At 34.7% G+C, this 12,388-nt stretch carries 11 protein-coding genes; 8 read left to right on the plus strand and 3 right to left on the minus strand.

The features are described 5' to 3' along the window. Positions 1–334: 334 nt before the first annotated feature. From MKY26_RS01600 to MKY26_RS01610, 3 genes are all read left to right on the plus strand, one after another. The gene (locus tag MKY26_RS01600) at positions 335–2,611 is read left to right on the plus strand and encodes a HelD family protein (protein WP_341091885.1); all 2,277 of its coding nucleotides are present in this window, start codon (positions 335–337) and stop codon (positions 2,609–2,611) included. Continuing rightward, positions 2,605–3,423, plus strand: coding sequence for an aldo/keto reductase (locus tag MKY26_RS01605; protein WP_095369961.1), 819 nt, complete (start codon positions 2,605–2,607; stop codon positions 3,421–3,423). Before MKY26_RS01600 ends, MKY26_RS01605 begins: the two co-directional genes overlap by 7 nt. Before the next feature lie 111 nt (positions 3,424–3,534). Further along, positions 3,535–3,795, plus strand: coding sequence for a GlsB/YeaQ/YmgE family stress response membrane protein (locus MKY26_RS01610; protein WP_224939070.1), 261 nt, complete (start codon positions 3,535–3,537; stop codon positions 3,793–3,795). Between the two features lie 190 nt (positions 3,796–3,985). Here the strand turns inward: MKY26_RS01610 and MKY26_RS01615 are convergent, their stop codons facing one another. Beyond that, entirely contained in the window at positions 3,986–4,897 is a 912-nt protein-coding gene (locus MKY26_RS01615) for an RluA family pseudouridine synthase (protein WP_341091888.1), read from the minus strand. Between the two features lie 212 nt (positions 4,898–5,109). Here MKY26_RS01615 and MKY26_RS01620 point away from each other — a divergent pair, with 212 nt between their 5' ends. After that, complete coding sequence (locus MKY26_RS01620) at positions 5,110–5,481, plus strand: DUF5365 family protein (protein ID WP_095369958.1); 372 nt, start codon at positions 5,110–5,112, stop codon at positions 5,479–5,481. 79 nt (positions 5,482–5,560) lie between these two features. Here the strand turns inward: MKY26_RS01620 and MKY26_RS01625 are convergent, their stop codons facing one another. Beyond that, a complete protein-coding gene (locus tag MKY26_RS01625) occupies positions 5,561–6,034 on the minus strand; it encodes a thioredoxin family protein (protein ID WP_095369957.1) in 474 nt (157 codons plus the stop codon). Beyond that, entirely contained in the window at positions 6,031–6,477 is a 447-nt protein-coding gene (locus MKY26_RS01630) for a disulfide oxidoreductase (protein ID WP_095369956.1), read from the minus strand. Before MKY26_RS01630 ends, MKY26_RS01625 begins: the two co-directional genes overlap by 4 nt. A gap of 263 nt (positions 6,478–6,740) precedes the next feature. Here MKY26_RS01630 and MKY26_RS01635 point away from each other — a divergent pair, with 263 nt between their 5' ends. The 4 genes from MKY26_RS01635 to MKY26_RS01650 all read left to right on the plus strand — a co-directional run bounded on the left by MKY26_RS01635 (position 6,741) and on the right by MKY26_RS01650 (position 12,370). Beyond that, the gene (locus tag MKY26_RS01635; RefSeq protein ID WP_307318302.1) at positions 6,741–8,285 is read left to right on the plus strand and encodes a bifunctional GNAT family N-acetyltransferase/carbon-nitrogen hydrolase family protein; all 1,545 of its coding nucleotides are present in this window, start codon (positions 6,741–6,743) and stop codon (positions 8,283–8,285) included. A 231-nt stretch (positions 8,286–8,516) separates the two neighbouring features. Next, positions 8,517–10,259 carry a phospho-sugar mutase gene (locus MKY26_RS01640; RefSeq protein WP_095369954.1) on the plus strand — a complete coding sequence of 581 codons (1,743 nt, stop codon included), beginning with the start codon at positions 8,517–8,519 and terminating at the stop codon, positions 10,257–10,259. A 343-nt stretch (positions 10,260–10,602) separates the two neighbouring features. Beyond that, on the plus strand, positions 10,603–11,721 hold the full coding sequence (locus MKY26_RS01645; protein ID WP_307318304.1) for a GAF domain-containing sensor histidine kinase: 1,119 nt from the start codon (positions 10,603–10,605) through the stop codon (positions 11,719–11,721). Positions 11,722–11,737: 16 nt separating this feature from the next. Beyond that, a complete protein-coding gene (locus MKY26_RS01650) occupies positions 11,738–12,370 on the plus strand; it encodes a response regulator (RefSeq protein ID WP_095369952.1) in 633 nt (210 codons plus the stop codon). Positions 12,371–12,388 lie beyond the last annotated feature (18 nt).

Consider the following 12,388-nt stretch of genomic DNA (forward strand, 5'->3'; position numbering starts at 1 on the left):
TCAAATGTAATCTAATTGTAATGTTTCTTATTATTTAATTAAATACCTTTATATCCCTTGTTATTACTAACTTTCTAAGAGTATGAGTGAGTGAAATCCATACTATTTTTCATGAATTGGTTGTATTCGCCTTTACAAAAAATTAATAAAGTTTTTCTTTACTTTTACATTATTCCTTAACTTAATTAATATCTATTCATATTGGAATGTCTTAAAAGTACTGCGCATTTATTTGATTGTTATGCATTTTTCTGATAATATATATTTCTTCTCACTTACACAACGTCAGATTACTCTCCATCAGCGGCTAATTATTAAAATGGAGGTAAATGATATGACAACGGTACATCAACACCCCGATTACAATGAAGAAAACCAGCGCTTAGAATATACAAAAAGATATATGGAAGCTGTTATTAAAACAGCAGAGACATCGAAGGATAATTTTCAAGACAATATGAAAGCAGCCTTTAAAGACGTCGATTCCAGCTTAGGTTATTCGTCCTTATTAACGAATGCTCGCTTTTTTGATATGTCAAAAGAAGAGCTATCAAGTTTGAAAAAGTCCCGTCTCAAACCTTATTTTGCAAGAATTGATTTTTCCAGAGATGATCAACCGGCGGAAGAAGTTATCTATATTGGGAAAACGTCTTTATACTCAAGAGAAAATCAGGATCAATTAATTGTCGATTGGCGTTCACCAATAGCAAATCTTTATTATGAAGGCAGACTAGGGGATGTTTCGTATGTCTCTAATGGAGAGAATTTTAACGGTGAGCTTTTATTAAAAAGACAATTTATGATGGAGCGAGGCCTCCTAACTGAGATTCGTGATATTGATTTGACAACAAATGATCAATTGTTACAAGAAACCCTAGCTGGAAGTGCAAGTAATCGCCTCACAGAAATCGTATCTACTATACAAGAGGAACAAAATAAAGTTATCAGAGCTGATTTGAATAAACCTATCATCGTTCAAGGCGGTGCGGGAAGTGGTAAAACGACGATTGCTCTACACCGAATTAGTTATTTTATCTTCCAATACAAAGAAAACTTTCAACCTGAGCAATTGATGATTATTGCTCCAAGTAATCTATTCCTTGATTATATTTCCGAAGCGCTACCTGAGCTTGGTGTTGAGAATATTAAGCAAAAAACGTACGAGGATTATGTAATAGGAGCGTTACAAAAGGAAAATATAAAATTGAAAAAAGATGATAAGTTAATTCAATTATTAGAGAAAAATCATCAAAAGGAAACAGTTCATGCGCTTCAAATATCAAAATTGAAGGGGTCTAAAGTTTTTCAAACAATACTGAATGAATATATGAAAGAAATATTTCTAACTTTTCATCCGCCTACTGATTTTTATGTTGATAAGTATCGATTATATAAAAGTGCAAGATTTGTGCAATTATTGGAAGAAGATTTTTATTATTTACCTTTGTATAAGAGAATAAATAAGTTACGTTCGATATTACAAAATGAAATAAAACATAAAAAAAAGAAAATGCTTGAGAAAATTGAAATGTTTTATGATGACAAAATTGAAAGAGCATTATATCAAGCGAAAGATCCCGTGAAGAGAAAAAAATATGTATCACAAGCCCTTGATAAGAAAGAAGCAAGGTTGAATGAAATGAAAACGGCAATAAAGAGATCGGTAGCTACATATATGAAGCAATTTCCTAAAAAGAATATTTGGTCCTATTATAAAGATTTATTTCAAAATCCACAGCAATTAGTAAAACGCTCACATAATCAGTTAACACAAGTAGAAGCAGAAAATATTATACGGTATCAACAAGACTTGTTTAAGAGGCGAATGTATGAAAGAGAAGATTTAGCTTTATTATTGTATTTGCAGGTTCATTTGTTTGGAATTGAAAAAGAGTGGAAAGTAAAAAACATAGTCATCGATGAGGCGCAAGATTATACGTTCATGGAACTTCTTTCTCTTAAGAAAGCAGCTGATACCGATATGTTTACATTAGTGGGAGACTTAGCACAAGGTATTCACTCTTATAGAGGGCTTACATCTTGGGAAGACGTAAAGGCTGAGATTTTCCCTCGAGCCACTTATACAGAATTACAGAAGAGTTACCGGACTACTGTAGAAATTATGGAAGCAGCTAATCATATATTAAAAAAACTGCCGTATACCTTTCCTGAAGTAAAGCCTGTTGTTAGACATGGAGAGCATCCGCAGTTTATCCCATCCCCCGAAGGCAAGCACTATATAAATGTCTTAGAGGCTAAATTACTTAAAGTAAAAGAAGAAGGGTTTAAAACTTTTGCATTAATTGGGAAAACGATGAACGATTGTATGAAGCTTTATCAACAATTTGAAAAAACTGGCGATATGGTGGTTTATTTACTAGGAGAACATGGACAAATTCCTAAAGAATCAGTCGTCATTGTTCCGGCTTATTTAGCAAAAGGTTTAGAGTTTGACGTAGTATTTATCTTTTCGATTGATGAAGTATTTACCTCAAAAGCTCCTTTAGAAATACAGTTGTTATATGTGGCAATGACTCGACCGCTTCATCGTTTATATTTTTATGGAAATAAAAAAACAGACTTTTTACTTGAGGAGGATGAGGGATGGTAAAAATACCTAATGTAAAATTAGCAAATGGGGTCTTGATGCCCCAATTTGGTTTAGGAGTATATAAAGTAGAAGAAGGTAAGGAAGTGGAAAATGTCGTAAGGAATGCGATTCAACTAGGTTATCGCTTAATCGATACTGCCAGCTTCTATGATAATGAAGAAGGTGTAGGCAGAGCAATAGAACAAAGTGGCATACATAGAGAAGAGCTGTTTATTACGACAAAGGTTTGGAATGATGATCATGGATATGAGCAGACGATTGCAGCCTTTAAGAAAAGTTTGAAAAAATTACATTTATCTTATATTGATTTATATTTAATTCATTGGCCCATGCCAAAAAAGTATAAAGATACGTGGCGAGCACTTGAGTATTTGTATGAAGAAGGGTTAGTAAAGGCAATAGGCGTTAGTAATTTTCACGAACATCACTTAGAAGAAATAAAAAAAGACGCAAATATAATGCCAATGGTAAATCAGGTTGAATTGCACCCGCAATTATCACAACAACCACTTCGTGAGTATTGCTGGAGTAATAACATTCAAGTGGAGGCGTGGGCGCCAATTGCAAGAGGTGAACTGTCTAAGGAGCCACAATTTGTTACCTTAAGTGAAAAATATAATAAAACAGTCTCGCAAATTATTCTGCGTTGGCATATACAAAATCAAGTAATTGTTATACCTAAAACAACGAAATTAAAGAGGCTAGAGGAAAATCAAGCTATATTTGATTTTGCTCTGTCTGACGAGGATATGAGTGTTATTGACGAATATAATAAAAATAAACGGATGGGTAAAAATCCTGACGATTTGTAATTGATATTTCCATATTAGGAAAAAACTGAATGAATGATTCGTTGAGTGCTTTCACAACCTAAGTGTACATCTAATGAAGATGAAATAGATGTAATGAAGGAGTGAAGAGCATTGTTTAGCTTTTTATGGTCATTAATTATAGGTGGACTTATCGGCTGGGTAGCGAGTTTAATCGCAGGTAGAGATATCCCAGGAGGAGTTATAGGCAATATTATTGCTGGCTTCATCGGAGCTTGGTTAGGGACTCTTATTTTAGGAGACTGGGGACCAGTAATCGCAGATTTTGCTATAATTCCAGCGATCATTGGTGCGATTGTGCTTGCCTTTATCGTAAGTTTCATCATGAGGTCCATGAGGAAATCGACAGATTAAAATAAGTAAAACGAACAATTTGAACTGTACTCCAATTGTTAGAAATGAGCTAACAATTGGAGGTGCAGTTTTTTTATGGCTAAATTTAAGGAGCACTTCACTTCGAATTTGCTCGTTGTTTTGTGTTTTTATTATCGATTGTAAATAGATAAATAAAAGAGCTGATAGTAGACTTTGTACTTTGTTTCCTTTATGGACATAATGAGCGGAAGTCTGCTGGTGCTGGACAAGTGATTTCCTGTTTTTCTTTTGTGAAGGGGTGCTGCCACTCGAGTTTATAAGCATGCAATGCTTGTCTTGTTAGCAGGTTCTTTCCTCCATATAAATGATCACCAACGAGTGGATGTCCGATATGACTTAAATGGACACGAATTTGATGGGTTCTGCCTGTATCAAGTTGACAAGTAATGAGTGAAATATTTCTTTTGCTGTCATAAGCTTGGACGTCATAGGTCGTTTTGGCATATTGCCCTGTAGTTGAGACTCTCCGCTTATTGGAATGATGGCGATCCTTTCCGATGGGGAGTTCAATACTATCATGTTTATTTTTAAGTTGGCCATGGACGAGAGCCATATACGTGCGCTTGATAGTTCTTTGTGCAAGTTCTGTATCAAGGATAGCACCTGCTAAAGAATGTTTGGCAAATAGTATCACACCAGATGTCTCCTTATCTAATCGGTGAATATGTCGGATGTAAGTAGATTCACCCTGGAATTGCATATAATATTTGGCTGCATCTAAAAGGGTATTTTTTTGGACTGAGGTGTGTGGGTGTGTTTCCATCCCAGCAGGTTTGTTAAAAATGATTAAATGATCATCCTCGTACCTAACATCTACATCTGTATAGAAACCATCATTCTCAAGATTTTCTACCTGATGATCCGTTAAAAGTTTGAATTGTAACCGATCTCCATGGATTAGTGGCTTTTCCCATATAATAGGGTTGTTATTCTTTTTTACGCATTGTTCCATGCGCATTTGATGAGTCAGCTTTTTAGGGGCGCCCCAAATCTCTCTAAACAATTGCGTTGCAGATTGTCCAGCCCATTTTTTTGGAATGGTTAATTCAAACCATTCTCCTTTTTTACTTACTGTTACCATTATTTACTTCCTTCCTTTTAAGCATTTCATATAGTGTTTATTCATATAGATGAAAGTGTATTTAACAAGGATTATTTAAGTTCTCTTTTAGAAAACGATATTTGCATCAATAGTATATAAAATCATGGTGATAATTACCACCGAGAGGCAAAAGTAGTTTATGCTATTCTATTGGTAATCATGAAGTATTAGTGAACAAAGGTGGGTTACTTGTGAAAGTAGTTTTTGCGGCAACAACAGAACAAGAGGAGCAAATTGAAGCATTGGTCGATAAAATGTTTCATCATGTTTTACCTCATTATTTTTCAGAAAAAGAATTACAGGCATTTGGTGACATGAATATTTTAAAGCCGACAGAGAAGTGTATGGAAACTTTAGGAGATGCTTACTCGGTATTGGCTAGTTTACAAACTTTAATGCACCTTCTTGAAGATGCAGGGTTGAAGAAAGAACATTGTGAGTTATTTAAAAGAAATACTGAGATTTTAAATCGTTTTGATATCTCTTTTCCATTTTCCTTTCATCATTTCCTTCCTGAACAAACGAAAGAGCCAATAAATATAGACCAAGCATACTTACAGTAAGAATCATTAAAGGGAAATACAAAAAAACGACCAAATGTTCAAAAATAAATTTGGTCGTTTTTTTAATTTTAATCCGTTTTTATTCTGTTACGTTTTCCTCAAACCAATCTTGAAATACAGCTTCCTCTTGGTATCCTGTAATACGAGCTACTTCTTTTCCATCTTCATAATGCACGATAGTTGGTGTTTCTGAAATACCAAAGTCATTCCAACCTTGATCGAATTCTAGTAAGTTGTATTGTAATAAGTCAACGCCTAAGTCATCAGATAAAGGAGCAACAATTGGAGTTGTTCTTTGGCAGTGAGGGCATGTCGGACTAAAAAAGTATACTGTAGCTTCGCCGCTTTCACTTAATTGACTTTCTAAATCCTCCGGTAACACAATATTGCTATAATTAGGATCATCTAACTGATCAATCGTTTCTTGCTCTAAATCAGTTGTTCCGTAAGGGTTGTCCCCTGAAACTTTTTGATCGTTCTGCATTTTTGTTAACAGTGCAACTCCACCAAAAAGAATAATAATGACTGCTAAGAATATGATAATTTTTTTCATTCGGTCTTCTCCCCCTTTGTTTTTTTCCATATCATGACACTACAAATAAAAATAATAATAAATGCAACCAATGCTAGAAATGGAATAGTGATAAAGCCCAACCAGTTAATATACTGTCCCGTACAAGGAACTCTGCCACATGCTGGCGCGCTTTCAGTTAAAAAAGAAAACTTTTGAATACCGTAATGGTAAATAGAGATGAGTCCTCCAATTCCAGATAAAATCATCGTATAAAAGCTGATTCGAAAGTCTTTTTTAACTACTGCTATGCCTAAAATGACAATTAGAGGATACATAAGAATTCTTTGGTACCAGCATAATTCACATGGCTCATACTGTCTAATTTCCGAAAAATATAAACTGCCGAAAACAGCAATGACTGAGGCAGCCCATGCTGTAAACAGTATACTTTCCCTAGCATCCTTCTTTTCTGTTGGTTTCATAACGTTCTCCCTTTTTTCATATTTATAGGCGAAATGAAAAATATGTATACTAACGTATTTTAACAAATTATACGTCTCTTTAACGTAAAAATAAACGATGCTTGAGAAAATTCTATAAAAAGTCATAAAATCAACACAAATCAAGCATAGTTATGTGTTGACAAATGAATCTATAGGGGGACCATTTGCCTAAGATTAGAAAAGGGAAAATAGGGGTATAAGAGTAACAAACGTTTGTTTCAATGAAAATAAGGGGAGTATTTATGAGAAAATTAGATTTAAGCAAATTTGAGAAAAAAATGATTATTAGAAATATGAAAGAAGAAGATATCGACAAAATTATTGCGCTACAAGAGGTATGTTTTCCAGGAATGGATCCATGGAAAAGAGATCACCTTGAAAGCCATTTAAATATATTTTCGGAAGGACAATTTGTAGCAGAGTATGATGGTGAAATCATTGGTTCTTGTTCCAGTTTAATTATTAATTTTGATGAATATGATGATCGCCATACATGGGCTGATGTCACTGATGACGGTTATATAACTAACCATAACGATGATGGCTACAATCTGTATGGTATTGAAGTAATGGTTCATCCTGAGTATCGTAGAATGAAGATTGGTCACCGTCTTTACGAGCAAAGAAAGGAGCTAGCTCGGGAGTTAAATCTAAAGAGTATTATTATTGGAGGGCGAATCCCTAATTATCATAAGCATGCAAAAGAGATGAGTCCGAGAGAATATGTTAATGAAGTATCACTTCATAAAATATATGACCCTGTATTATCCTTTCAATTATTAAATGGTTTTACACTGATGAGGATAAACCCTAATTACTTGCCAGATGATAGGCAATCCAATAAATACGCAACATTAATGGAATGGAATAATGTTGATTATAAATCGACAACGAAAAGATTTTATAAAACAAGTTATCCAGTTAGAATTTGTGTCGTACAATATATGATGCGCCAAATTCAATCGTTTGAAGACTTCGCTAGTCAAGTCGAGTATTTCACAGATGTTGCGTCAGATGCAGAAGCGGACTTCGCAGTTTTTCCAGAGATATTTACGACGCAATTAATGTCATTTCTGGACGAGAAAGTACCGAGTCTTGCCATAAGGAAGCTTACTGAGTATACGGAAGAGTATATTCAATTATTCACTGATTTAGCTGTTAGGTATAACATAAATATTATAGGTGGATCTCATTTTGTAAAAGAGGATGAGGATAAAATTTATAATATAGCCTATTTATTTAGACGTGATGGTACGATTGAAAAGCAATATAAACTCCATATTACTCCTAATGAAAGAAAATGGTGGGGGATATCCTCAGGTGACTCTGTCCGCGTTTTTGATACAGATTGTGGAAAAATTGCGATTCAAATTTGTTATGATATTGAATTCCCTGAATTAGCTCGAATTGCGACTGATTTGGGAGCAAAAATTATATTCGTTCCTTTTTGTACCGAGGACAGAGAAGGTTATTTACGTGTTCGATACTGTGCACAAGCTCGGGCAATTGAAAATCAAATTTATACAGCAATATCAGGTACAGTAGGGAATTTACCACAAACAGAAAATATGGATATACAATATGCACAATCAGCGATTTTTTCACCTTCAGATTTCGAGTTTGCTAAGGATGGAATTGTCGGGGAGACGAATGCAAATATTGAAATGGTGCAAATTGGTGATGTAGACTTAGAGGTATTAAGAAGGAAAAGACAGGACGGTACAGTAAGACATTTGAAAGATAGAAGGCATGATATTTATCAAATTCAATATCGTAATCATAAATAAATTCTATAGATAGCTATCCTTGCACGAACAAATTTATTTGTTCGTGTTCTTTTTGGAAAATGATGAATGTGGACTCTTAGGGATATATCCTTTAAAGAAATTGAAACAGAAACTGCAGTAATTTATTGAAAATTTTATAAAAATCCACTATTTTTAATAAGAGAGAATAGCTTACAAAATGGATTATTTTAGTCGATAATGGAAAGAGGCATTTAACTAGGGGGGAAAACGATGGATTGGAAAAGCAATGTAGATAGATGGAATACATATTCGCAATTGACTTCTGAAATGAAAGAAGAATTAATTCAATTAAATGACAATGAAAACCATTTGGAAGATGCATTTTATAAAGACCTCGAGTTCGGAACAGGTGGGATGAGAGGAGAGATCGGTGTAGGCACAAATAGAATGAATATTTATACCGTTAGAAAAGCATCTTACGGTTTAGCCAAATACATAATTGAAAAAGGGCAGGAAGCAAAAGCAAGAGGTGTGGTGATTGCCTATGATTCAAGACATATGTCACCAGAATTTGCTTTAGAAGCGGCAAAAACGCTTGCTTCAAATGATATTCAAACATATATCTTCGATGAGTTAAAACCCACACCTGAGCTTTCGTTTGCTGTAAGGTATTTGCATGCATATGCTGGTATTGTCATTACGGCTAGTCATAATCCAAAAGAATACAATGGTTTCAAAGTATACGGGCCGGATGGAGCACAATTGATACCAGAAGATGCCGATACAGTTATAGCAAAAGTAAATCAAATTGAAAACGAGTTACTTATTGAAGTAGAAGAAGAAGCACTGTTAAGAGAGAGAGAACTGATTGTTACAATCGGCGCATCTATTGATCGTGCTTATGTTCAAAAGTTACAGACAATTTCAGAAGACCGTTCTATAGGAGAAAAAACGGATCTTTCTATCGTATTTTCTCCATTACATGGCACTGGCAATAAACCGGTTAGAGAAGGGCTTGCAAGCTTGAATTATAAGCATGTTCATATTGTAGAGGAACAAGAAAAACCTGATGGTGATTTTCCTACAGTAGATAGCCCTAATCCTGAAGAAAGGTCTGCATTTACGTTGGCTATAAAAAAAGGGAAAGAGGTAAATGCTGATTTACTTATTGCTACTGACCCCGATGCGGACAGATTAGGAATAGCAGTTAAAAATGATAAAAATGAGTATGAGCTTCTGACAGGCAATCAGACAGGTGCTCTAATTCTTTACTACATGCTAGCACAAAAGAAGGATAAAGATAGCATTCCGTCAAATGGAATTGTATTGAAAACAATTGTAACTTCAGAGCTAGGAAGAGAAATTGCAGCTTCGTTTGGTTTAACTACAAAAGATGTACTTACAGGCTTTAAATTTATTGCTGAGAAAATAAAAGAATATGAAACAACAGGTGAGTATAAATTCCTTTTTGGTTATGAAGAAAGCTATGGTTATTTGATTGGTGATTTTGCAAGAGATAAGGATGCTGTTCAAGCAGCACTATTAATTGCTGAAGCAGCTGCTTTTTATAAAGAAAAGGGCCAAACCCTTTATGATGTATTAATGATGATTTATGAAAAGTATGGTTATTTCCGTGAAGGATTAAAGTCGATAACTTTAAAAGGCAAAGCAGGTACAGAAACAATTGCAAACATACTCTCTACGTTTAGAAATGCATCTTCAATTGATATAGAAGGTCTTAGTCATATCGCGACAGAAGATTATTTAACAAGTATTCGTACAGAAAGTGATCATCGTTCGGATATTCATCTTCCGAAATCTAATGTATTAAAGTACTTCTTCGCTGATGGTACATGGATTTGTTTACGCCCATCAGGAACGGAACCAAAGATTAAGTTTTACTTCGGTGTTAAAAGCGAATCATTAAGCTTGAGTCAAGAAAAGCTTGACCATGTTCAAGTGGAACTAATGAAGAAAGTGGATCAATTGATACAAGAGGAATTGAAAAACTAAAAAAATTCGAACATCATTCAAATCTTAAAGGATGAGAATATGTTCGATTTTTTTATTCAAGTAATGGCCTTGTTAATCCCTCATGAACCCTAGGGTAAATAAAAGTAAAGTTCATTAAAGAGATCATTGTAGTAAAGGTTTGTTTTAGCAGTAGCTTATTTAAAGCCAAACAAAGTGGATTCGCGTTTTGAGGATAATTGCTGAGGATTCACCAATTTTAGTTAAAAGTAGTAGCAAATAAGCTTCATATATACGACCTTAGGCTGAGATATTTTCATCGATGCGAATGAAGATCATTACATAAATACTCGTTATAATAGTCATAAAGAGAGGGTTAAAGAGAATGGCGGATCAACAAATTCGTGAAGCAGTCATACTTAAGGAAATAGCGGAATTACTTAATGAAGGAAGCGAAATGAAAGAAACATTGTCTGCTGTATTAGAAAGATTGCTACAAGTCACTCAATTACAAACAGGCTGGCTTTTTTTAATCAAGAACCATGAACCAACACTAATCGCACATCATCAATTGCCCCAAGCATTAACAACAAATCAGTTAGCTCCGATGTGTTCGAAAGAATGCTGGTGTGTAAATCGTTACAATAACGGTGAATTAAACCGTGCGAGTAATATTATCAATTGTAAAAGAATTGAAGAGGCAAAAAAGAATGGATATGCTGACATTGAAGGTTTAACCCATCATGCAACAGTTCCCCTTCGCTTTGGTGAAGAAATGTTCGGCATTTTAAATGTAGGAGCTCCGAATAAAATTCATTTCACAGAAAAGGAACTTTCTTTATTAGAATCTGTTGCTTTTCAAATAGGATCGACATTAAAAAGAATGGCATTAACTGAGAGGGAACGAGAAATGGCACTTATTGAGGAAAGAAATCGCCTTGCACAGGAATTGCATGACTCTGTCAATCAATTGTTATTTTCGGTTAGTTTAACGGCTCGAGGAGGAAGAGAGATAACAAAATCTAAAACTGTTCAAGAAACATTTGCTTATATACAAGAGCTTTCCCAACAAGCACTTCATGAAATGCGTGATCTGATCTGGCAGTTACAACCAAAAAGTCTAGAAAACGGGTTGCTTACATCATTAAAAGAATACAGTGAAATGCTTGGGCTTCAGTTACATTGTCATGTTAATACATTAACAAATATTTCTCCACAAACAGAAGAAACTTTATGGAGGATAGCTCAAGAGGCAATGATGAATTGTAAGAAGCATTCTGGTCAGGATAAGATTGATATTGCAATTGATTTCAACCAGGATAAACAGATAATACAGATGAGTATAACTGATCAGGGTGTAGGATTTAATTACAGTCCATCTGTATTCTTACCTTCCCATGGATTGCGAAATATGCGTCAACGAGCTGAACGGCGGAATGGTACAATGGAAATAACTACTAGTGAAGGGGAGGGGACGAAGATCATTATACGCCTGTTCAATTGAGAGGAGGGTCTAACGGGTGAATGTATTAATTATTGACGATCATCATGTTGTAAGAAAAGGGCTTATCTTTTTTTTGAAAACACAAAAGGATATCCATATTGTTGGTGAAGGAAGTACTGGAGAGGAAGCAATAAAATTAACAGAACAATGTATGCCTGATCTTATTTTAATGGATCTTGATATGCCTGACATGAATGGAATCGAAGCAACTAAAGCAATTAGAAAGAAATTTCCTCAAGTAAAAATACTCATACTGACAAGTTATTCAGATCAAAGCCATTGTATCCCTGCAATAGCAGCCGGCGCATCAGGTTATCAACTTAAGGATGTTGAACCAGATGAGCTCGTAAAAACGATGAATGAAATAATGGACGGGGAAAATTATATCCACCCTAAAGCGACCACTCATTTAATGTCAAAATTCTCACATGAAAATGAGGACATACATTTATGGCATGAACTTACAAAAAGAGAAAAAGAAGTATTATCCGAAATGGGTAAAGGTAAATCCAATAAAGAAATAGCGACCGATTTATTTATAACAGAGAAAACGGTAAAAACACATGTGTCTCATATATTATCAAAGTTAGACGTCGATGACCGCACGCAAGCGGCCATTTTTGCAGTGAAAAATAACTTTGTCAAATAAAAGAAGAGCACTACAAAT

Origin of the sequence: Cytobacillus sp. FSL R7-0680 (genome assembly GCF_038009245.1) — a bacterium.
Classification (GTDB): Bacteria; Bacillota; Bacilli; order Bacillales; family Cytobacillaceae; genus Cytobacillus; species Cytobacillus kochii.

Excerpts from the sequence above, each read along its gene's own strand:
- MKY26_RS01600 (WP_341091885.1), top strand. The coding sequence starts at position 335 with ATGACAACGGTACATCAACACCCCGATTACAATGAAGAAAACCAGCGC.
- MKY26_RS01605 (WP_095369961.1), top strand. The coding sequence starts at position 2,605 with ATGGTAAAAATACCTAATGTAAAATTAGCAAATGGGGTCTTGATGCCC.
- MKY26_RS01615 (WP_341091888.1), bottom strand. The coding sequence starts at position 4,897 with ATGGTAACAGTAAGTAAAAAAGGAGAATGGTTTGAATTAACCATTCCA.
- MKY26_RS01625 (WP_095369957.1), bottom strand. The coding sequence starts at position 6,034 with ATGAAAAAAATTATCATATTCTTAGCAGTCATTATTATTCTTTTTGGT.
- MKY26_RS01630 (WP_095369956.1), bottom strand. The coding sequence starts at position 6,477 with ATGAAACCAACAGAAAAGAAGGATGCTAGGGAAAGTATACTGTTTACA.
- MKY26_RS01635 (WP_307318302.1), top strand. The coding sequence starts at position 6,741 with ATGAGAAAATTAGATTTAAGCAAATTTGAGAAAAAAATGATTATTAGA.
- MKY26_RS01640 (WP_095369954.1), top strand. The coding sequence starts at position 8,517 with ATGGATTGGAAAAGCAATGTAGATAGATGGAATACATATTCGCAATTG.
- MKY26_RS01645 (WP_307318304.1), top strand. The coding sequence starts at position 10,603 with ATGGCGGATCAACAAATTCGTGAAGCAGTCATACTTAAGGAAATAGCG.